The sequence below is a fragment of the Nostoc sp. genome (genome assembly GCF_036919595.1).
Taxonomy (GTDB): Bacteria; Cyanobacteriota; Cyanobacteriia; order Cyanobacteriales; family Nostocaceae; genus Nostoc.
Genome location: NZ_JBALCO010000059.1, coordinates 1 through 20,754 on the forward strand (window position 1 = coordinate 1; position 20,754 = coordinate 20,754).

General features: G+C 39.9%; 19 protein-coding genes. 9 read left to right on the forward strand and 10 right to left on the reverse strand.

All coding sequences use genetic code 11. The features are described from left to right. The 4 genes from V7K21_RS07550 to V7K21_RS07565 form a co-directional block, all read right to left on the reverse strand. Positions 1-237, reverse strand: a 237-nt coding sequence (locus V7K21_RS07550) for a hypothetical protein (protein WP_335172962.1), incomplete at its 3' end; no start/stop codon positions are given. Between the two features lie 2 nt (positions 238-239). Next, positions 240-2,168 carry an ABC-F family ATP-binding cassette domain-containing protein gene (locus V7K21_RS07555; protein WP_335172964.1) on the reverse strand — a complete coding sequence of 643 codons (1,929 nt, stop codon included), beginning with the start codon at positions 2,166-2,168 and terminating at the stop codon, positions 240-242. Positions 2,169-2,414: 246 nt separating this feature from the next. Next, the gene (locus tag V7K21_RS07560; RefSeq protein ID WP_335172966.1) at positions 2,415-2,831 is read right to left on the reverse strand and encodes a DUF1824 family protein; all 417 of its coding nucleotides are present in this window, start codon (positions 2,829-2,831) and stop codon (positions 2,415-2,417) included. Between the two features lie 69 nt (positions 2,832-2,900). After that, the gene (locus tag V7K21_RS07565) at positions 2,901-3,761 is read right to left on the reverse strand and encodes a prohibitin family protein (protein ID WP_335172968.1); all 861 of its coding nucleotides are present in this window, start codon (positions 3,759-3,761) and stop codon (positions 2,901-2,903) included. Between the two features lie 534 nt (positions 3,762-4,295). Here V7K21_RS07565 and V7K21_RS07570 point away from each other — a divergent pair. Further along, complete coding sequence (locus V7K21_RS07570; RefSeq protein ID WP_335172970.1) at positions 4,296-5,837, forward strand: phytoene desaturase family protein; 1,542 nt, start codon at positions 4,296-4,298, stop codon at positions 5,835-5,837. Here the strand turns inward: V7K21_RS07570 and V7K21_RS07575 are convergent. The 4 genes from V7K21_RS07575 to V7K21_RS07590 form a co-directional block, all read right to left on the reverse strand. After that, positions 5,824-6,498: a hypothetical protein gene (locus V7K21_RS07575; RefSeq protein ID WP_335172972.1), complete on the reverse strand. Its 675-nt coding sequence runs from the start codon at positions 6,496-6,498 to the stop codon at positions 5,824-5,826. The genes V7K21_RS07570 and V7K21_RS07575 overlap by 14 nt on opposite strands. A gap of 564 nt (positions 6,499-7,062) precedes the next feature. Continuing rightward, positions 7,063-7,524, reverse strand: coding sequence for a hypothetical protein (locus tag V7K21_RS07580; RefSeq protein ID WP_335172974.1), 462 nt, complete (start codon positions 7,522-7,524; stop codon positions 7,063-7,065). Between the two features lie 27 nt (positions 7,525-7,551). Then, positions 7,552-9,390, reverse strand: coding sequence for a bifunctional serine/threonine-protein kinase/formylglycine-generating enzyme family protein (locus V7K21_RS07585; RefSeq protein WP_335172976.1), 1,839 nt, complete (start codon positions 9,388-9,390; stop codon positions 7,552-7,554). Between the two features lie 320 nt (positions 9,391-9,710). Further along, a complete protein-coding gene (locus tag V7K21_RS07590) occupies positions 9,711-10,445 on the reverse strand; it encodes an ABC transporter permease (RefSeq protein WP_335172978.1) in 735 nt (244 codons plus the stop codon). A gap of 827 nt (positions 10,446-11,272) precedes the next feature. Here V7K21_RS07590 and V7K21_RS07595 point away from each other — a divergent pair. Continuing rightward, complete coding sequence (locus V7K21_RS07595) at positions 11,273-12,358, forward strand: glycosyltransferase family 4 protein (RefSeq protein ID WP_335172980.1); 1,086 nt, start codon at positions 11,273-11,275, stop codon at positions 12,356-12,358. A 180-nt stretch (positions 12,359-12,538) separates the two neighbouring features. Here the strand turns inward: V7K21_RS07595 and V7K21_RS07600 are convergent, their stop codons facing one another. Beyond that, on the reverse strand, positions 12,539-14,170 hold the full coding sequence (locus V7K21_RS07600; protein WP_335172982.1) for a DUF655 domain-containing protein: 1,632 nt from the start codon (positions 14,168-14,170) through the stop codon (positions 12,539-12,541). 218 nt (positions 14,171-14,388) lie between these two features. On the opposite strand from V7K21_RS07600, the gene V7K21_RS07605 reads away from it, so the two are divergent. The 5 genes from V7K21_RS07605 to V7K21_RS07625 all read left to right on the forward strand — a co-directional run bounded on the left by V7K21_RS07605 (position 14,389) and on the right by V7K21_RS07625 (position 18,521). Next, positions 14,389-15,558: a cysteine desulfurase family protein gene (locus tag V7K21_RS07605; protein WP_335172984.1), complete on the forward strand. Its 1,170-nt coding sequence runs from the start codon at positions 14,389-14,391 to the stop codon at positions 15,556-15,558. A gap of 69 nt (positions 15,559-15,627) precedes the next feature. Then, entirely contained in the window at positions 15,628-15,819 is a 192-nt protein-coding gene (locus V7K21_RS07610) for a hypothetical protein (RefSeq protein WP_335172986.1), read from the forward strand. 1 nt (position 15,820) lies between these two features. Further along, positions 15,821-16,033 carry a hypothetical protein gene (locus V7K21_RS07615; protein WP_335172988.1) on the forward strand — a complete coding sequence of 71 codons (213 nt, stop codon included), beginning with the start codon at positions 15,821-15,823 and terminating at the stop codon, positions 16,031-16,033. 330 nt (positions 16,034-16,363) lie between these two features. After that, the gene (locus V7K21_RS07620; protein ID WP_335172990.1) at positions 16,364-18,211 is read left to right on the forward strand and encodes a PIN domain-containing protein; all 1,848 of its coding nucleotides are present in this window, start codon (positions 16,364-16,366) and stop codon (positions 18,209-18,211) included. Between the two features lie 133 nt (positions 18,212-18,344). Beyond that, entirely contained in the window at positions 18,345-18,521 is a 177-nt protein-coding gene (locus V7K21_RS07625) for a hypothetical protein (protein ID WP_335172992.1), read from the forward strand. A gap of 31 nt (positions 18,522-18,552) precedes the next feature. Here V7K21_RS07625 and V7K21_RS07630 read toward each other — a convergent pair whose 3' ends face one another. Next, positions 18,553-18,957, reverse strand: a complete 405-nt coding sequence (locus tag V7K21_RS07630) for a cold shock domain-containing protein (protein ID WP_335172994.1) — start codon at positions 18,955-18,957, stop codon at positions 18,553-18,555. Between the two features lie 135 nt (positions 18,958-19,092). Between V7K21_RS07630 and V7K21_RS07635 the strand changes: the two genes are divergently transcribed. Then, positions 19,093-19,827, forward strand: a complete 735-nt coding sequence (locus V7K21_RS07635; protein WP_335172996.1) for a DUF1995 family protein — start codon at positions 19,093-19,095, stop codon at positions 19,825-19,827. Positions 19,828-19,906: 79 nt separating this feature from the next. After that, positions 19,907-20,452 carry a histidine phosphatase family protein gene (locus V7K21_RS07640; protein ID WP_335172998.1) on the forward strand — a complete coding sequence of 182 codons (546 nt, stop codon included), beginning with the start codon at positions 19,907-19,909 and terminating at the stop codon, positions 20,450-20,452. The last annotated feature ends 302 nt before the right edge of the window (positions 20,453-20,754 follow it).

Sequence of the window (20,754 nt, forward strand, 5' to 3'; positions counted from 1 at the left end):
TATATGGCTAAAAAACCATCCTTCTGGGAAAAACGCCTGCATCGTTTTTCCTTCACCTGCATTTAACCGTCGTTTGATGTTCTTTAATTGCATTAATGTATCAGGACTAAGTTGTCCAGGTGCATAATCTTTGGCTGACACTGTTGACAGGTAAAAATTAACTCGGAGTACAAGTAAACTTATAGCAATAGTTAAGAATACATAAGTCCAATAGCCAAATTTCCGCAATCTACTCATAATCAAGATTCCATCTCTGCCAATTCTAACCAGCGTTCAGTCGCCACATCGATCGCTTGCTTGAGAGATTCCACCTGATCATAGAGTTTCTGCACTTGGCTATAATTCCCCGGTGAGACATTCGCTAGTGTTTTCTCAGTTTCTGCTTTCTGGGCCTCTAACTGAGCAATTTTACCTTCCAACTGCTCAAATTCTTTTTTTTCCCAATTGGATAACCTGCGCCGCTTGGTATTTTCTACATCTTTGGATGAAGACGCACCATTTTGGGCTTCGACATTTTTGGGCTTCTCTTTAGTATTAGCAGCTTGTTGCTGTGCTTCTTCAGCCTTCTTAAAGTCCAGATAAACTGAGTAATTACCTGGATATTGCCGGAGATTACCGCCTTCCTCAAAGGAAAATACTGTGTCGATGGTGCGATCAAGAAAGTAGCGATCGTGAGAAACTACAATTACACACCCGGCAAAGTCCTCTAAATAATCTTCTAATACTGCCAATGTCTGCACATCTAAATCGTTCGTCGGTTCATCTAAAATCAAGACATTGGGCGCACTCATCAAAACGCGCAACAGAAATAAACGGCGTTTTTCCCCACCCGAAAGTTTATGAATTGGGGCATACTGTTGATTACCAGGAAACAAAAACCGCTCCAACATTTGGGAAGCAGTAATTTGAGTACCATCAGTAATTTTGACAAATTCTCCTTCTTCTTTGATATAGTCAATCACGCGCTGATTTTCGTTTAAGGCTGTGAGCAATTCTTCAGAATGCTGGTCAAAATAACCGATGTGAATTGTAGTACCAATTTCCGCAATGCCAGAATCTGGCTTAATTCGCCCAGTAATCATATCCATTAAAGTGGATTTACCTGCACCGTTAGCGCCAATGATGCCGATGCGGTCTTCTGGGCTAAATTCGTAGGTAAAATTATTGATCAGGGTACGTCCATTGTATGCTTTAGAAATGTTATCTAATTCAATAACCTTTTTCCCAATGCGACGACCAACTGTCGAAATATCAACTTTACCCTGAACTTGTTTAAATTCAGTATCCCGCAGAGCGTGAGCGCGGTCAATTCTCGCTTTTTGCTTAGTACTTCTGGCTTTCGGCCCTTTTTTGAGCCATTCCAACTCGCGCCGCAACACACCTTGATGTTTACGTTGAGTACTTACAGCAGATTCTTCAGCTAACGCTTTCTTTTCCAGGTAATATGAATAGTTACCTGTATAGGTGTAAATGTCGCCTCGGTCAATTTCAATGATCCGATTGGTAACGCGATCTAGAAAGTAGCGATCGTGAGTGATCAAAAAAAGTGCGCCCCGATACCGATTCAAATAACTTTGTAACCATTCAACAGAAAGAGCATCGAGATGGTTTGTCGGCTCATCCATGAGCAAAATATCTGGTTCTGCTAGCAACGCTGATGCTAAAGCAATACGCTTGCGATAACCTCCAGATAAAGTGCCTATTTTGGCATCAAAGTCAGAAATTCCTAATTTTGTGAGGATGATTTTAGCGTTGGTTTCTAATTCCCAAGCACCACTCGTATCCATTCGTTGCATCACCACAGAAAGGCGAGACATCAGTTGGCTATCATCTGGATAGTGAACCAATTTATCTGACAGTTCTTCATACTCACGCACCAAAGCTGTATGTTCGCCACTGTCGGCGAAAACTTGCTCTAAAACTGTGTGATTTTCATCTAAATCTGGCTGCTGAGGTAAGTAGATAATTTTAGAACCAGAGTTGACTAAAACTTGCCCACTATCTATCGATTCTAACCCAGCGATCATTTTTAATAAGGTTGATTTCCCAGAACCGTTAGTACCAATCAAACCAACTTTATCGGTAGCATCGAGGCTAAAGCTAGCATCTTTTAAAATTTCCTTGATGCCAAAGTCTTTTGTTACTGACTGGAGTGTAATAATACTCATAATATTTAGTTATTTTTCATTGGTCATTAGTTAGTAGGTAAGGCATATACCTAGCCCACGTCTTGGTGAGATGCTCTCATTCCTATACTCTGCATAGGAACGAGAGATTGATAGTTTTTGGGTGCTTAGAAAAGGATACATAGGGAACTTGCAAAACCAAATTTAACTTCATAACAAAGGTTTCAGCATACTTTCGACCACCAAGACGCGGGCTAGCTACATACCCTTACCTACATTGTCCGAATTCTATACAAATAAATCCAAGGGAAGATGTCCATACATTTCGTTGATTCCGTCTTCGTGGTAAGACTGGAAAGATACTAATACTCCCCGATGATGTCCAGCATAGGAATCAAGATAACACAAGCCATTTTTACCATTTAATTTGATATAAACTGGACCTTCAGGTGTAAGTAAATTGTTTGGTGGTTCATAACCCAAAGCCAAAGAATAGGTCTTCATCGCCAGTATTCCTTCTTCTGCTGTATCAGCACAAATTCCTAAAATTTGATAATCAGCAAGCTTGGTGATTAGAATTAAGGCACTACGAATTACTGATTTTTCTGATGGCTTGAGGACAGGTGCGATGTCTAGACAGTTGAATTTATTCAGTAATTTTTTCGCTTCTTCGGCGGTGAGATTCTGAGGATTGGGGGTTGACATAAACTTCGATTATTATCTTGTTAATTTTTCTGTCGTGTTTGAGTTGGGACTAGCCTAACTTACTAAGTATTATTTACTCGAATCAGGTTGATTTTGGATATTTCCAAGGTTGAACATGAAGGGGACACCGCTTTTTGAGTCACTACCCATAACGAGGACTTTTGGCATCTGAGCGCCGCCACTCTTCCAAGCTTCAATTGCTTCTTTTTGTAGAACCAACTGTCCTCCTTGGGCTTTGAGTGTCTCTGCTAAGAGTCTTTGAGATTCTGCCTTACCTTTGGCGCGATTCACATCTGCTTGTGCTTCTTGTTCAGCTTCCCGTGCTACATAAACGGCTCTTTGCGCCCGCTGTTCAGCAATTTGTTTTTCTTCCACTGCTTTGGCAAATTCTGGTGAGAACGCTAAGTCAACTACGCTAGTATCTAACACAATTATCCCATATTTGTCTAAGCGATCGCCTAACGCATTATCAAAGTCTTCTTTCAATTCACTTCTTTTAGTAATTGCTTCTTCTACTGTTCTTCTGGCTGCGGCAATTTTAAATGCTTCTTGTGTCTGAGGTGCAATGATTTTCGATACAATATTTGCTAAGGTTCCTTGTTTCCTTCTAACTTCAACGACCTGTATGGGATCGAGACGAAAGTTAATCGCAAATCTCGCGGATAAATTTTGCAAATCCTTAGTAGAACTCTCCGCTGGCACTTCAAATTTTTGGACTGTTAAATCATACACATCTATCACGGAGATAAAAGGTGGTTTCACGTGAATCCCTTCCAATAAAGCCCCATCTCTAGCTTTACCCAAGATGCTGATCACTCCTGCTTGTCCAGGGTTAATAATCACAAAGGAATTTAGTCCGAGAATCACTAGTATTGCTAACACAATTGCTAAAACTGTGGTTTGCCAATTTCCCAATTGCTGATTTTTCAAATTCCTCTCTCCATCTGAGTGCTGAGTTGTGTTAGCGGATAGCTATGGTTTAGTCCGTCCTAAGTAAAATGGTACGGATAAATCTGAGAGTAGTAAATAGTCAAAAGTTTTGCTTTGACTTGGGTAAACTCAGTTACTAGTTTAAGTTTCTCATCAGTTTGTCTGAATCAAGTCTTTAATCTTCAGACTCAGGACTTTGTTCCCTGGTAATATCAGTTGCACGAAACCGCAAAAAGCCGTGGCTACTCTATTGCAATCCGATCTGAGTTGTAAAAATTGTTTTGTTTAACGTAGACGCAAAGCGGCTTCCCGCAGGGTAGGGCGCAAAGTATAGAAAGAGAAGATTTTACAAATGATTTAGGATTGCTATATTAAAATTTATTCTATGAATGATCAGTACATGGTTTCTGTGTTGGTGGCAGCTTTGGCAAACTCTTCCCTTGTGCTAGAATCCCTCTGTGAACAGGGTTTGAGACGCGCTAACTCTGGATCAGTTAGCATACCTTGAAAACCATCGTTGCAAACATAAGGGATATGCAAAACACAGATATAGTTGTCATTGGTAGCGGTATTGGCGGTTTGAGTTGTGCTGCTCTTTTGGCACGGTATGGCTTTGATGTGATAGTCTGCGAAAGCCACTCTATTGCTGGAGGCGCTGCCCATGCTTTTGAGCGCAATGGTTTCAAATTTGACTCGGGCCCGTCCCTCTACTCTGGACTGTCTTACAGCCCCTCTGCCAACCCTTTGCGACAAGTACTAGATGCAATTGGCTCTGAATTACCATGCGTAACCTATGATACTTGGGGTTGTTGTCTGCCAGAAGGTGATTTTGACACCGGGGTTGGTGCCGAGCAATTTTGTGAAGTGCTGATGAAATTGCGTGGTGATAATGCTGTAGCCGAATGGCAGGAACTTCAGCGTGTTATGGAACCATTCGCTAATGCAGCAACTTCTATACCACCAGCCGCATTACGCTTTGATTTTGGTGCAGCTAGAACTGTGGGCCCGTTTGTCCCATCTCTGACAAAAAATGTGGCGAATATCATCAAGCTGACGGGTCCCTTCAGCCGGATTATGGATGGTGTTGTTAAAGACTCGTTTACCCGAAATTGGCTGAATTTGCTGTGTTTTCTACTTTCTGGACTACCAGCAGATGGTACTAGCGCCGCAGAGGTAGCATTTATGTTTGCGGACTGGTATCGACCAGATGCAGTACTTGAATATCCGATTGGTGGTAGTGGTGCTTTAGTTGACACTCTTGTACAAGGATTGGAGCGTCACGGTGGGAAGCTGATGCTGGGCGCTCATGTGGAGCAAGTGCTTGTAGAAGGTAATCGCGCGGTGGGTGTGCGTCTGCGCGATCGCCAAGAAATTCGGGCGCGGCGGGCAGTGATTTCTAATGCATCGGTTTGGGATACCCTGAAGTTGCTACCAGAAAAGGCAACACCCAAACAGTACCGCAGCAAACGACAGGCTACACCTGAGTGTGATAGTTTCATGCATCTACATTTAGGCATTGATGCTCAAGGATTACAGTCAAATTTGCGGTGTCATTACATCGTAGTCAATAACTGGGAATTGGGTGTTACAGCACCTCAGAATGTTGTGGTGATATCAATCCCTTCAATTCTCGATCCATCCTTAGCGCCAGCAGGTAAGCATGTGATTCATGTGTATACTCCTGGTAATGAGCCGTATGCTTTGTGGCAGGGAATGGACAGAAGTAACCAAGAATATACCGAACAAAAGCGATCGCGTGCAGAAGTAATGTGGCAAGCGCTACAGCGAATCATTCCAGATATTCGCTCTCGTTGCGAAGTCACACTAGTTGGTACACCTCTAACCCACGAGCGTTATCTCCGTCGTCACCAAGGTTCCTACGGCCCAGCAATTCCGGCTGGAACTGCTATGTTTCCTGGCCCCAGCACACCTCTACCAGGACTGATGTGCTGTGGCGACTCGACATTTCCCGGCATTGGTTTACCAGCAGTCGCCGCGAGTGGGCTGATTGCTGCCAATACCCTTGCACCTGTTATTAAACATTTAGCAATGCTTCAAGATATCAAGTGCATTTAATTTTTTGAGTATAAAGTCTAGTTGCCAACAGAGCCGCACCTGCTGCCAAAACTGCTAGTACACTGTCAGGTTCAGGTACGGCAGCAACTTCAGCGTCAATTCGTGCAGTTCCAGCAAACAAACCTGTCAATTCAGGTTTTTGCAATATATTAGCAAACTCTGGAGAAACCAGCAATTTAACATCAGGGATGGTTAAATTTTGGCCATCAAATGCCACAGGTTCTGTAAGACTCAAATCAAACAAAATTGTATTTAAAGAAAATGTGTCTCTTAAAACAAATCCGCTACCACCTGTGACAGTACGTCCCGGAGCCAGACCAATTGATAAGTTACCAACAGTAATATTATCGTTGAAAGTAACAGTACCAGTACCCTCGATTGTACCTGAGAGCGGAGTAAAACCGCCCTCGTCACTGAATGTAAAGTTGGTAGTTGGGTCGATTTTGAAGCCAACTAAGTAATTGCTGGGAATTGGTGCAACTGTATTATTAGTGCCTGTCAAGGTTAGCCCGATACTTTTAAGAATATCCTCGTGATCATGATCAATGCTGGTGACTCCAGATATCACTTTAAAAGTTGCAGCTTCTACCTGTATGGGTGTAATTGATATAAAAGCTGCTGTAGTACAACCAAGAACCCCTGCAAATTGAGAAAAACGCATAGATACTCCTTATCTTCGTAGTTTATTCTATCTAAAAAAACGCTCTTTATTAATCTCAACGTTTAAGTATTTTTGCTAAAAAAGTGATATTCAAAGACAAAAGAATACTTTCTGAAACTTTCTATTAAGTCATCATCAAGTTAATAACAAAATTAAAATCATCCAGTTACAAATGCGAAGTTAAGTAGGTGGGTAAAAATAAATATCACTACTCAAAATTGAGCGTAGAGTATGAAGTATAAGGCATTATGGATAGAAGATGATAAAAATATAGTTACGTTTAATTATGTCCAAGCGACTCCGATCACGAAGGACACAAAGAAAGAAATAATAAGCCAAGAAAGTTTGGTGCAGCCCCGCAAAAAAATGGTATTACAATTTATAGAGATTTGGTATCAATAAAGTTAATAACAATTAACTGTAAGGTTACATAAAACAATAAGATTTTGCCCCTTGTCTTACCAAGCCTGATTTTGCCCTTAGGGGAGACGAAGCGTAACTTTGGCTGTTTGGGGTTCTTCGGGTTTAATAAGTAATCAAGCGGACATGATATTACTTGCTGATTTATAAACTTGTTCTAATCCACCAGCTTATTTTCTCCAAATTAAGAGCTATTTGCTGCCAAAAGCTTGCTGATGAGTCTGCTTCTCTCGCTGCTGTGAGTATTTTATCTATACTGTCAAAATTTCTTTGAATCAACTGCTTATCTAGTTTAGGAATATCTAATTTAAGATATTTTAGACGGTTCGGTAACTCTACTTTCTCTCTTGTCGGCAAGTTGGGAATCTGATCAACTTGTTCTATAATTTTATCTATTGATGCAATTACTTCTTCAATATTCGGCTTTTTAGCTTTTAATTGTAAATCTTTTTCTTCAAATGTTTCTTCTTGATCACCTAACTTTACTATTACTATTTTGACAAAGAAAATATTGTAATCAACCTCACTAACTTCACCTACTTGTTTATGATATTTTCCACTTTTATTTATAAGTACTATGTCACCTTTCTCAATTCTGTCCTTCATAATTTCTACAACCTCTGAATTAAATTGCTAAATAATCTCCTCTACAGAAAATACTACTCTAAAGCCACAAACTCTCAGTCCACCGTCTGACTCATTCCAACTACGACTGGCGCTGCGACAAAGTTCTGCACTGAAACTCCAAGAACCACCGCGTAAGACTCGGCGATTAATATCACCGCCAACTTCCCAAGCTGTTCCATCTAAGGGTGCATCGTTATAATTGTTGTGCCAAGAATCAGCGCACCATTCCCAAACTAGCCCATGCATATCGTATAATCCAAAGACGTTAGCTACTTCAAAACTACCAACGTTTGTTGTTTCTTTACGGAATTTGCTTTTTGGTTCGATAGTGCAACTGACTAACTCAGAGGTAATCGTTTCACCAAAATGGAAGGACGTTGTAGCTCCAGCCCGACAAGCATATTCCCATTCAGCTTCACTCGGTAAACGATAGTCGCGTCCGGTTTTTTCTGAGAGTCTGAGACAGAATTCTACAGCCTCATACCAAGATACATTTTCCACTGGTCTATCTAGACCTTTGAATTTCGATGGATGGGGATTTAAAGCTTGTTTTATTTTGGGTAAAGCCGCTACTACTCTCCACTGTGCTTGAGTTACAGGAAATTTTCCCATAAAAAATGGTTCGACGCTAACTTCGTGTTGAGGACGTTCGTCAGCATCGCCTTCAAACTCTGGTGAACCCATCATGTAAGTACCACCAGGAATTGATACCATTTCTAATGTGACAGACTTACCCAATTGTTCAGCAAAGAAGTTTGCATTGCTGTTCACATGGTTTACTTCTCTACCACCTGTGTCTACTGTCACTACATCAAATTCAAAGGTTTCTAAAAAGAGTAATGGTATTATTACTTTTTGTGGTAGCAACGGTAATATAGATTGGGACATCGAAACAATTTTTAGGGCAATCGGTTCAATGTTCGATGTTGTAAACTTCAAATCATTGAGAACTTCTATTGCTGTTTGATATCTTTCGCTCGGTAGATGTTTTAGTAGTTTATCTAAAATTTTTCCTAAGTCATCACTGATAGTAATACCTTTTTCTTGTAACAGTTGACGCCACAACCACTTAGCATTCATGGCATCATAAATAGGGTCATTAATCTGTCCAGAAGCATCCTGTAAAGGCAAACATCGAGTTAAAAGACGCACGCAAGTTACACCCAAAGCATACAAATCACTGGCGTGACAAGCAAATCCAGCCATTTGTTCTGTTGGGGCATAACCAAGGGTATAAATTACTGTAGCTTGTCTTCCTAAACTGGTTTGTGTTAGCTGTTTAGCACCACCAAAGTCAATTAATACGGGTTTTTCATCACTTGCACGGCGGATAATATTTTCTGGTTTTATATCCCGATGAATGACATTATGGGTATGAATGAATTCCAGAACTGGCAATAAATCAGTTAAAAGTTCCCAAATTTGTTTTTCACCATAGATTTGTTGCTGAACTTCTTGTAAGAGAGTTTTTCCTTGAATAAATTCTTGTACGAGATACAAGCTAGTACCTTGTTCAAAATAAGCTAGTAATCTGGGAATTTGCGTATGATTTTCTCCCAGTTCATACAACCGAAAAGCTTCTTCTTTGAAAAATTCCGCTGCTTTGGTGCGTTGTCCTGTTCCCTGAAATTGTGGGAAAAATTGCTTGATGACACAAGGCGCATTTAGTCTGTCTACATCTTCTGTTGCATAGGTTCTGCTAAACCCACCTTCACCTAAGAGTCTTAATACGCGGTAACGGTTTCTCATAAGTTTGCCAAAGTTGCTTTGTCCGCAACTCACGCAAAATCTATTGCCATCAGCGTTGAATGGATTTGAGCAATTAGGATTTTGGCAGATTTGCATAATCAGGAGGAAATAGCATCTTCTCCAAAGTTAGCCCCAATATTATCTAATTGAAAACAGTTTTGTAGAGAAGCGAACACGGAATTTTTTATATGTGCTTAAAAACTATCTTTCCCATGAGGATAGAATAATGAATAAATTCTATTTATTTACTTATTTATATTAGGACGTTATGTTAGCAGAAAGTCCGGCATGCCATGATATTTGGTAAGTTATAGCAAGCCTAATGCACCCGACATTTTAATATAGCTGTTGTTCACTATCCCGAAAAGTTCACAAAGAACTAAATAACCTATAATTTTTATTGCCAATTGCGACTCTTATTTCAAAGTTTTATTCTCTCCAGAAGCACGAATTAATTCAGCGACAAGAGCAACGATCGCAGATACTGAAATTAACATCACACTTAAAGCGTTAATATCAGGCTTGACTCCGGTTCTAATGCGGCTAAAAATTTCCATTGGTAGGGTGTTAGAACCGCTACCAGCAGTAAAACTGGCGATGAGAAAGTCATCTAAGCTAAGGACAAAGGCCAAGAGACAACCAGCTACAATACCAGGCATCAATTGAGGTAATAATACTTTCAGGAAAGCTTGTGTGGGTGTAGCGCCTAAATCTAATGCTGCTTCTTCTAAATGAGGATCTAAATTAGTCAGTCGTGAAGCAACTACAAGTCCAACGTAGGCGATACAAAACACCACATGGGCTGCAACTATTGTCCACAAACTTAAAGGTATTGCAAACGCCGCTAGGCATACTAAGGTAGCTACTGCGATCGCAATATCAGGAATAATCAATGGTAGGTAAGCAATACCACGATATAATTTTTTACCAGGAAATTGGTAACGCGCCAACCCAACTGCCATCAAGGTTCCCAGCACTGCTGAAATCCCCACTGCACAAACACCAACTATCATACTGTTTTGCAAAGCTGATAAGATGCGATCATCACTGAACAACTTGCTATACCAATCGAGAGTGAATCCTTGCCAAGTTGCACTGTAGGGCGACTGATTGAAGCTATAAAAGCCAAGTACCAGTATAGGCAGGTACATGAAAATAAGTATTATGAGTGAGAAAACCGCCTGCCATGAGACACGCGGTTTTTTAAGAGATGCAGAGATATTCACGTTTATATTTGATTTTTATTGATAGCAACACAGAATATCATATTTAATGAAATAAGTCAATAATTTAACTCTCTTCTCTAGCCCTGTCAAGGTGGGCGCAAGTATTCTAAAACCCTTGATTTAGCGTTGATTTGATTTTGGCAAGCACGCATTTATTCATCTTTTACCGTCCAAAAATTATCACATTAATCTAGCCCTAATTTTATCTCAATGAGGCAAAACCTTGGCTGTAGACTTCGACCTACAAAGAAATCTGAGTCTGTGGCTTGGGATTAAGGTAAATAGGTTGATGGTAGGGCAACCCTATCTTATGAAAATCTACCCTTTGGGGGCTACGGGTTGTCCTTTAGGTACGGAAAGCCGCCCAAAGAGTGACTACACACTTTATTGTTTAATTAACATTTTAAAATCAGATAATTAACAGACGATAATAGAGCTTTTTCGTCCATTATCACCATTTAGCTTAAATTTTGACGATTAAATAAAATTCATCCTTATCAAAAAACTATATTTAAAATTGCACCAAATCACCAAAAGTTAATAAATTAGAATGTATTTACCTCTTTAGGAGTGGGTAATTTCCGTACTAGGATAGATAAAAAATGTAGAAAGATGAGCTTAATATTTAAAGGAAATTGTTAATAAGTTAAGTATCTGAAGTTACTTTCTGATGCAGAGTGAATCAATTACAAGCACTAGAGCAACAGAAAGAAAAACTTCTAATTCAATTTTTATTTTTTAGGAGGTTTGTGATGCGAATTGCTCAAGTAGCTCCATTATGGGAAAGAGTTCCGCCTCCAGCTTATGGTGGTGTAGAGTTAGTAGTGGGGTTACTGACCGATGAATTAGTTCGACGCGGACACGAAGTAACTTTATTTGCATCGGGAGATTCTATTAGTCTGGCAAAACTAATGTCAGTTCATCCCCGTGCCCTCAGACTTGATCGCACTATCAAAGATTACAGCGTTTACGAAATGCTGAATCTAGCTTCGGTATATGAACGTGCAGAAGAGTTTGATATTATTCACTCTCATGTGGGGCATGGGACACTGGCCTACGCAAATCTCGTCACAACCCCTACAGTTCATACGTTGCACGGTGTTTTTACCCCTGACAACGAAAAGATATTTAGTTTTGGGAAAAAACAACCCTACGTCAATATTTCCGATGCACAACGAGAACCAAGGTTAGGGTTAAACTATCTAGCAACGGTCTACAACGGAATTGATGTCAGCAGTTATGAGTTTCACGCCCAACCAGGAAATCCGCCCTACCTAGCGTTTTTGGGTCGGATGTCTCCTGAAAAGGGAGTGCATTTAGCAATAGAAATTGCCAAAGAAACTGGTTGGCGTTTAAAAATGGCAGGCAAGGTGGATGTTGTTGATGTGGAATACTTTGAGAAGGAAATTAAACCGCACATTGACGGGAAGCAAATTGAGTATCTGGGTGAAGCTAACCATGTTCAAAAAAATGCCCTCATGGGAGGTGCAGTCGCAACTCTGTTTCCGATCACTTGGCGGGAACCGTTTGGGTTGGTGATGGTTGAATCAATGGCTTCTGGTACACCAGTGATTGCGATAAAATTGGGGTCTACTGAAGAGGTAATTTCGCACGGCAAGACGGGTTTCCTCTGCAATAATATTCAAGAGTGCATCAGTGCTATTGACCAAGTAACAGAGTTAGACCGCTATGCCTGTCGTCAGCATGTCGAAAATATTTTCAGCGTTAAGCATATGACTGATGGCTATGAGGCGGTTTATCAACAAGTAATAGCAGAACGATTTTCTCAGAATGGGCATTCCCGCAGTTTGTTTAGTTTAAGTAGCGATCGCATTTAAATTGTCTGCCCCAGATCCCCGACTTCGTAAAAGTTGTCCGGGATCTTGTTAGTCAAATCAAAAGACCTCTAAGAGGTTTTACTACGCAAAAGCTGTCCCTCTCTTAGTCTCAGAGGCACAGACTTGAACTTTAGTTCAAGGCAAGGAGAGGTTTATCGAACTCACGTTAAATAAAGACTGCTACCAAGTAACTCGTTCGCGCCATTTTTCCAATGTCTTAGCACTAACTCCTGGAACTCTTTGTAAGTCTTGTAAAGATGTAAATTTTTGCTGTTGACGGTTAAGAATTATCCGCTGTGCTAACTTCTTACCCACACCAGGGAGAGTTGCTAATTCTTCCAGACTTGCAGTGTTGATATTTATTTGTTTAATTACTCGTAGTTCACTTGATGAAGAAGTTTTTATCTGGGGACACCGTGTTTGTTCTAATTTAATTTTTTCTTGAATTGCTGGTGGTAAGCCGGGTTTAACTTTGGCATAAAGACGAGCAAATTCTCGCAAATAATGAGCAGCAACTATAGGATTTTTAATTACTACAAGTGTCTCATCGTTACCATTATTGGCAGCGTCTGACCAATTATGAGAACCTGTAATTACTGTTTGGCTATCAATCACACCAAATTTGTGATGCAATAAATCGCCTCTGGGTAACACAGGTACACCTACGGTGGTAATTGGATTTGACCAAGGATGGTTATCAAGTTCATATTTACATTTATTACTGAGAGCAACCCCCATCATATCCAATGCTTCGCTATAGGGACGATAGGCAAATTGTGGTTCAATTAAAGCACGAATTTGGACACTTTGTTGATGGCGATTTTCTAAGATATTGGCAAGACGTTGATCGGAAAGGACAAATAACGCCATATCAACAGATTTAGTTGCTGAATCTAAAGTTTTACCAATTAAACCATTACTACTGTTATTCCAGGGTTGAGTTGAAGAAGTAGGCGAAAATTGCACAGTAATTATGGTTTTATTTAATCTAATTTGTTTAGGCGATCGCATCGGTTTTTGCAAACCAAATCGACTATCTGGCTTACCTCCTGGGCCATCTCCCCACATGATGTTAAACTCTTCTGTAAATAAAGATGCTAATTCTGGGCTGTCAATCTGTAATAAGTTATTAGCATTGCCTAAAGAGTTAGAATTTGTGAAATCACCATAAGTATCACTTAAAGTGAAATTGGCCGAAGTGACAATTACAATGCGATTGTCCACAATCACAAATTTGTGATGCATCAAACTACTACCTGCTGAACCATCTGCTTGATCATCTATCCAGGGAATTTTGGCATTATGCAAAATTATTAAAGCATCTCTTTGATTAATCTCTGTTAAACTGAGTTGATTATCTTGGTTAATATCGATAAATTGGCGAAATTCGTGATAGCGTTCCTGTTCTCTTTTATTTAACTTACCTACTTCAGCAGATGTTAAACTACTCCAAGGTCGGCTATAGGTATTTTCTAAAATTATCCTGACTTTTACCCCAGCTTTTTGTCTATCAACCAGTGCTTGGGCAACTTTGGGTAAACGTAATTCTTGCACCGCCACATCTACTGTAGATTTAGCGTGCGTAATAGCATCGACAATCTGTTTTTCTAAATCATCCCCCAGGCGAGTTTGCTCACGGTAAGCTTCCTTGTATTCTGAAGACTGAGAATGGTTAAAGTAAACTTGAACTAAGGGGTCTTGTGGTAAAGGTGCTGGACGCTGATTGTAAGACTCGACTCGTTGACAACCAGCAAGGGGAAATATCAGTAAAAAGATATATAAAAAATATCTTTGTTTAGAGATAAGTTGCACTGTAATCTGTTAAAAATGGATTGAGAGTGGACATATTTATCATTCCCAAAATTTTGTGTTTTGAATTAAGTAGATAAATAGCTTTTCAAGGAAAGGGAAAAATCCACTGCTAGAGGCAGAATTACAAAGATTTTTTCAGGATTTGTCCACTAAAACTGTATATTCGGAAAATATCAGCAGCCTACTACTAACGTCTGTTCTCACCATTATTCAGTTATATGCAAATTTATCTAGATTACAGTGCCACTACTCCCACTCGAAAAGAAGCGATCGCAGTTATGCAAACAGTCCTCACCCAACAGTGGGGCAATCCTTCCAGCTTACATGAGTGGGGACAACGGGCTGCAACGGTTGTGGAACAAGCCAGAGTCCAAGTTGCTGGTTTAATTAACGCCGCCGATCCCGCATCCATGATCTTTACCTCTGGCGGCACTGAGGCAAATAATCTAGCAATTATGGGTGTAGCTCGGTTGTATGCTGTTCCTCAACATCTAATTATCTCCAGCGTCGAGCATTCAGCAATTTCTGAGACAGTGCGGTTCTTAGAGATGTGGGGTTGGGAAGTTACGCGCTTGTCTGTAGATATTAAAGGTAGAGTCAATCCCCTAAATTTAAAGGCAGCGTTGCGACATAACACAGTCTTAGTTTCCGTGATTTATGGTCAAAGTGAAGTAGGGACTGTGCAACCAATTAAGGAACTGGGTAAGATTGTGCGATCGCATGGTGCTTTGTTCCACACAGATGCGGTGCAAGCTGCGGGACGCTTACCCATAAATGTGCAACAACTGCCCGTAGACTTACTTAGTCTTTCCAGTCATAAAATATATGGACCCCAAGGTGTAGGGGCGTTGTACGTGCGTCCTGGTGTGGATTTGATGCCTCTACTGGGTGGTGGTGGGCAAGAAATGGGACTACGTTCTGGTACGCAAGCAGTACCGATAATTGCGGGATTTGGTGTAGCAGCAGAATTAGCAGCCGAAGAATTGGCTACGGAAACACCACGGTTGATTGAGTTACGCGATCGCGCCTTTGCCCAATTAGCTGAGATTCCTGGTTTAATTGCTACAGGGGATGGCTGCGATCGCTTACCTCATCATGTCAGTATGTGCCTAGAACACGCCGATGGCGAAAAATTCAGCGGTAAAGCCTTGGTACGGCAACTAAACCTTGCTGGCATCGGCATCAGTGCTGGTGCTGCCTGTCACAGTGGTAAACTTAGCCCTAGTCCGATATTGTTAGCGATGGGTTATTCAGAAAAAGCTGCCTTGGGCGGAATTCGCATCACATTGGGGCATGATACTACTGAAGCTGATATAGATTGGACGGTAATAGTATTGAAGCAAGTTTTGCAAAGGCTGATACCGGATTTATCTTTGGTTAAGCGTTAAAACAACTGTGACAAATCGCATACCTGTGGGAATACTAGCCAGATAGGGTTAGCTAAATACGGGTGCGTTATGAGAGAAATTGGTTTTATAAAGTGGTTTGGTGGCTATGATCGTCAAAGAGGTCGGGAAAATGATTTTGGATATATTGGATGTGAAGGGAGACCAAAAGATATAACAGTCTATCGAGAAGAAGTGCATTGTTCAGAAAGTAGTTTGATTGAAGGAATATTAGTAACTTTTAGTGCATTGTTCAGAAAGTAGTTTGATTGAAGGAATATTAGTAACTTTTGAAGTAGTTATAAATTTGCAAACTAATAAAAAATTTGCTAAAAAATTAAACTTATTTCAAGAAGTTGGTATGATAAAAAACTTTGGTAATAATATAGGTCAAAAAGGTAAAAATAATGATTGGCTTATCGAATGCCAATATCAAGATAATATCTTCATGCATAAAAACGAAATCCATTTTTTATAATATGATTTAAAAGAAGGCACACTTGTAAAGTTTGAACTGCGAAAATATTGTGACGGATATAGAGCAAAAAATGTACACTTACTGGATTTTATAAAACAAACCGACTCAGATATTATTGAACGTTGCTTAAATCACAACGATCCTAGATTTTGGGGATATCTGAATAATAACTTAATTGAGGAGGCAATATCTTTAGCAAAACAAAAGCTCAAAAGATATTCGTCTTGGGAAAAGAGGCGCTTTTTAGGTGAAGCACCAGAAGCTATTTCACTTTACTTTGAGACTCAAGCTCTTAAACAAGTATTACCTGACGAAAAACAATTAAAATTATTGTTCCAACTTTTAACTAATAATTTAAGCATAGTAATAAATGACAATTTAAAACAAGAAATATTTAATATTGTTACCAAAGCTCAAAATATAAACTTGACTTTATGTGATAAGATAATAAGCAAATTTTATAAATTATATTTAGATAATCCAGAAGATCGTAAACAACTCAGGATACAACTCCACGCAAAATGCTTAGTTGAACTTATAAGTGATTTAGAAAATGATCCTGGTCAAGTCACCCTATTAAATGAATTACGAGATATCTTAGTACATTCAAAAGCAAGCTCATTGTGGATATTTATATCTAATTATATTATTCTTAAACAAGAGATTTGGCCTATAACACCAAGAGATAGACGTGTTGGCATTATTGTAAGTCAAATTACCAATCAACAAGATTTAAATCATCAAGATAAAATTTTGGAAATTGCAGAGATACTTGAAGAATCTGCACCAGAAGAAATCCCAAAACTAATTTCTATATTTCGAGATAAGCATTCGGTTAAATGTCACGACGCGATTTTAAAATTTTTACCTGCTGTTGAACAAATTACTATTCTGAGGGCAAGGCTGAACAATAATGTTAGTGAAAATGCTAAAACTATATCCCAGCTTGCAAAAATTCTTGCTAAAAGTTCAAGTGATAACCTTTCAAACTTGCTTTATCAACTGCCAAATAGCATTAAAAGATGGAATGAAATATTAGAGTTTTTACCGTCAGAAGAAAAATTTTTTATCCTGTTATCAAAGCTTAAAGAAGAATGTCAATTAGAAAATAAAGATATCATCCAAAAAATTGGAAATGTAATTAATGCTGTTTCCAATGAAGAACGTATAATATTAATTGACCGACTTCCAGTATGGGTAAAATACAAAGAACCAATCCTTCAATCATTCCATTTTTTGCTTCCAGAAGATCAAATACGATTAGTGTGGAGTTTTATAGCAGATGGCTCCTTATTTATTTGGCATTATTTGTCAAGAGAAGCAAAAATATTATGTGTTTATCGCCTAGCAAAAGAAAATACAAATATTTCTCTATTTCTTACTGAGTTTAAACGTATTCATAACACTAGCTTAGAAAATGATGATTTGATAAGATGTGTCCTGAAAATACTATGGGCTAAGGAACATCAAAATCGAAGCAATGAAGTTTTCCAGATAGTACATGAATTATTAATAAATTATGTAATTCAATATGCTAACAATTCTACTGAGCCGATAAATCTTGATCCGTTATTGCCTTACTGCAAACCTACAGAGGTGAAAGTTAAATACTGTGAAGGAAAACTATGGGAGAAGGAAAACATTAACACAACAGGTGAGGCTGAAGTAGTAATTAGTGCTTATTGCCTGCGTGCAAGAAATAAGTGTAATTTATTTGAACCAAACAGAAGATCAAATGGCTTTATGAAAGTCTTGTTTGATACCTCTGTGTTGGTTGCTGCATTAACTGTCAATCACCCAAAGCATTCTGTTTGCTTCTCACGGCTGAAGACAGCAGAATCTAGGCAAGTTCAAGGATTTATCTCAACTCACAGTTTAGCAGAAACGTATTCTGTAATCACGCGCCTACCTATTCAGCCGCGTATTACTCCCCAAGAGGCTCAGAGCATTATTGTAGATATTTTGCAGTATCTTGAGGGAATTCCACTACTCTCCAATAACTATCAGGCTGCGATCGCGCAAATGGCAACCTTAAACTTTCCTGGTGGTGGTATTTTCGATGCTCTGATTGGTCAAGCTGCCTTAAAGGCAGAGGTAGCAGTTCTCCTAACACTTAATCCGAATCACTTCACTCGTTTAGGAAAGGCGATTGCTGATCTCGTGCAAGTTCTTCAGTAAGTGCGATGGCAGATCCATATGTCACGGCTGCCGAAAGGGTTAAATGAGTTTTTTCCCAAAAGGTAATATTTTGAGTCATAAAGGAGTTCAAGCATGACTTATTTTCATTACTTTTGATTAAGGCTTTTCTTGAATGAGTAAAACCATCATTGGAATTGGGATGTTTCTCGGCTCTACAATTGGCAGCTACATCCCTGCATTGTGGGGTGGAAGTTTGCTATCGTTCACCTCGATATTCTTGGGCGTTATTGGTGGCTTTGTGGGGATTTGGCTTGGGTATCGCGTATCAAAACATCTCGGTTTTATCTGATTTGCGCTCTATCTCACTGTTGCTGAAAGTCTTAAACGAGTCTTTTACCAACAGGTAAAATTTTGAGTGTGTCTTCTATACGATGTCTACGACGGGCTACGCCTACGTACTTCTTTGATAAGAGCAATACCTCGAACATTAAAGAAGATTTTGCTTTAAGCTTGAATGTTTCTTTCTCGATTGCGGACGATGAGACTCTCGGCAGAGGTTTGGATACAACTCCCTCAATAAAGGCGTTAGAAGCATGAATTCTGCCGTCTTTACCAACCGTTAGCTGATAGCAAATCAGATCACCAACTTGTGGACGATGATTTGTTTCTTTAAGTGCAGTGATATGAATAAAAACGTCTTGAGTGCCATCACTGGAGCGGATGAAGCCAAAACCCTTGTCATCCTTCCATGTTGTTAATTTACCTTTACGCAAAACAGGTTTCATCAAAGACCCTGATATCAATACTTCATTTTTATGCTTCCCATATCAAGATCAAATGATTCATATTCAAATTTAGCAACGCCAAAATCAGAGCTAATACTGAAACAATGGAAGTAATGCTAGAGTGACATATAAACTATGAGTGAACTTCCAAATACTCTTGAAGATGCGATCACCCAATCTCAGACAGCCGTCCAAGCTGCCCTTGCAGATGGTTGCACTCGCATACAAGTTGAGCTCCTGTTCCCAGAACTCAAGTTTATGCCCGTGGCGGAACAATTTCTACCTGTGTTTACAGAATATGATTCCCGTTTGAAGATTTTCTTTGCTGACGCTGGTGCTGCGGCCCTAGCCCGCCGCAATTGGGCTGATGCACCATTTCAAATTTTGGATATTGGTACAGGTAGGGCTGCTTCCTTGCAGACAAAAATTCAACCAGAGGATGAAATTTTCTTATTCATTGCCCCCACTTCCGTAGAAGTGCCGCAGTTGGAAAAGTTATCTGAAGTAATAGGCGATCGCCCTTTAATTTTGTTGAATCCCCGCCTAGAAGATTCTGGAACTGTGGGCATCGGTTATACAGCTAGAAAAATCCGTGATCGTTTTATCAGTACCATTGAATCCGCCTATTACCTCCGCCCCGTAGACGATGAAAGTGCCCTACGTCGCTGCTACCCAGGACAGTGGGAAGTTTGGCTGGAAAGCGGCGGTGAATATCAAAGAATTGCCGAATTACCCACAAAACCATCGGGTGATGAGTTGGATCTCATCCTCATGAAGGGACAACCGCAAACAACAACAGACGCTGCACCTGCGAAAAAGCCCAGTGTGTTTAAGAGTTTGCAACGGTTTTTAAAAGCGTTGAGTAGTTAGGAGAAAGCAGAGGTAGCAGCAGGAAACTTGATCATCTGCTGCCTCATCTTGAGTTTTTTATTTTTAAAACAGAAACTTGATGCTGAAAACCCTGTATATTGTGCGACATTGCAAAGCAGTTGGACAGGAACCTAACGCACCTCTTACATCAGAGGGCCATTTCCAAGCGATCGCTCTTGCTGATTTATTATTCGCTTTTGGGATCGAGCGGGTTATCTCTAGTCCATTTGTTAGAGCATATCAGTCAATTGCTCCCCTCACTGAACGTTTGAGCCTCTCAATCGAGATTGATAACCGACTTAGCGAGCGCGTGCTATGTGCAACACCGCTTGATGATTGGCGTGAGCGATTGGCTGAATCATTTACCAATCTTGATTTATATCTAGATGGTGGTGAGTCAAGTCGTGGTGCTATGGCGCGTGGGATCGCCGTAATTGATAAAGTATTACAGCAAGAAGCAAGCACAATTGCGATCGTGACGCATGGCAATTTAATGACGTTGATTCTGAAGCATTTTGATGCTCGCATTAGTTATGCTGAATGGGAAAAATTGAGCAACCCAGATGTGTATCGCGTACAGTTTCTCAACGGTGTGACACACGTGGAGCGAGTGATCTGCGCTTAGGATACGTTGTCATGAGTGAGGAGCATTAACTGTATTTCGGCGTATTTATTCACTGGCTAATATCCGGCTTCACGCCGTAAGGATTCCAGCAAGGTTTGGACTAATTGCCAACGTTCACTAGTCGATAATTGTAGCACCTGTTTTTGCAAGTTTTGCAATGTCATTAGCAATTCGTGCCTGTATATATCCCACCTCAATTGTAAATTTAATCAGACTTAGGCAACAACAGGACTTATGCAAAGGTAACGTATTTCCGTCATTGCTGCGTAAGTCCTATCTAAATTTATTTTGCCAAAATCATG

What these genes read in the sequence shown, in the direction of transcription:
- V7K21_RS07625 (WP_335172992.1), top strand. Translation starts at nt 18,345, where the DNA reads ATGAGTAAAACCATCATTGGAATTGGGATGTTTCTCGGCTCTACAATT.
- V7K21_RS07570 (WP_335172970.1), top strand. Translation starts at nt 4,296, where the DNA reads ATGCAAAACACAGATATAGTTGTCATTGGTAGCGGTATTGGCGGTTTG.
- V7K21_RS07585 (WP_335172976.1), bottom strand. Translation starts at nt 9,390, where the DNA reads ATGCAAATCTGCCAAAATCCTAATTGCTCAAATCCATTCAACGCTGAT.
- V7K21_RS07575 (WP_335172972.1), bottom strand. Translation starts at nt 6,498, where the DNA reads ATGCGTTTTTCTCAATTTGCAGGGGTTCTTGGTTGTACTACAGCAGCT.
- V7K21_RS07560 (WP_335172966.1), bottom strand. Translation starts at nt 2,831, where the DNA reads ATGTCAACCCCCAATCCTCAGAATCTCACCGCCGAAGAAGCGAAAAAA.
- V7K21_RS07630 (WP_335172994.1), bottom strand. Translation starts at nt 18,957, where the DNA reads ATGAAACCTGTTTTGCGTAAAGGTAAATTAACAACATGGAAGGATGAC.
- V7K21_RS07590 (WP_335172978.1), bottom strand. Translation starts at nt 10,445, where the DNA reads ATGTACCTGCCTATACTGGTACTTGGCTTTTATAGCTTCAATCAGTCG.
- V7K21_RS07555 (WP_335172964.1), bottom strand. Translation starts at nt 2,168, where the DNA reads ATGAGTATTATTACACTCCAGTCAGTAACAAAAGACTTTGGCATCAAG.
- V7K21_RS07605 (WP_335172984.1), top strand. Translation starts at nt 14,389, where the DNA reads ATGCAAATTTATCTAGATTACAGTGCCACTACTCCCACTCGAAAAGAA.
- V7K21_RS07580 (WP_335172974.1), bottom strand. Translation starts at nt 7,524, where the DNA reads ATGAAGGACAGAATTGAGAAAGGTGACATAGTACTTATAAATAAAAGT.
- V7K21_RS07595 (WP_335172980.1), top strand. Translation starts at nt 11,273, where the DNA reads ATGCGAATTGCTCAAGTAGCTCCATTATGGGAAAGAGTTCCGCCTCCA.
- V7K21_RS07640 (WP_335172998.1), top strand. Translation starts at nt 19,907, where the DNA reads ATGCTGAAAACCCTGTATATTGTGCGACATTGCAAAGCAGTTGGACAG.
- V7K21_RS07635 (WP_335172996.1), top strand. Translation starts at nt 19,093, where the DNA reads ATGAGTGAACTTCCAAATACTCTTGAAGATGCGATCACCCAATCTCAG.
- V7K21_RS07610 (WP_335172986.1), top strand. Translation starts at nt 15,628, where the DNA reads ATGAGAGAAATTGGTTTTATAAAGTGGTTTGGTGGCTATGATCGTCAA.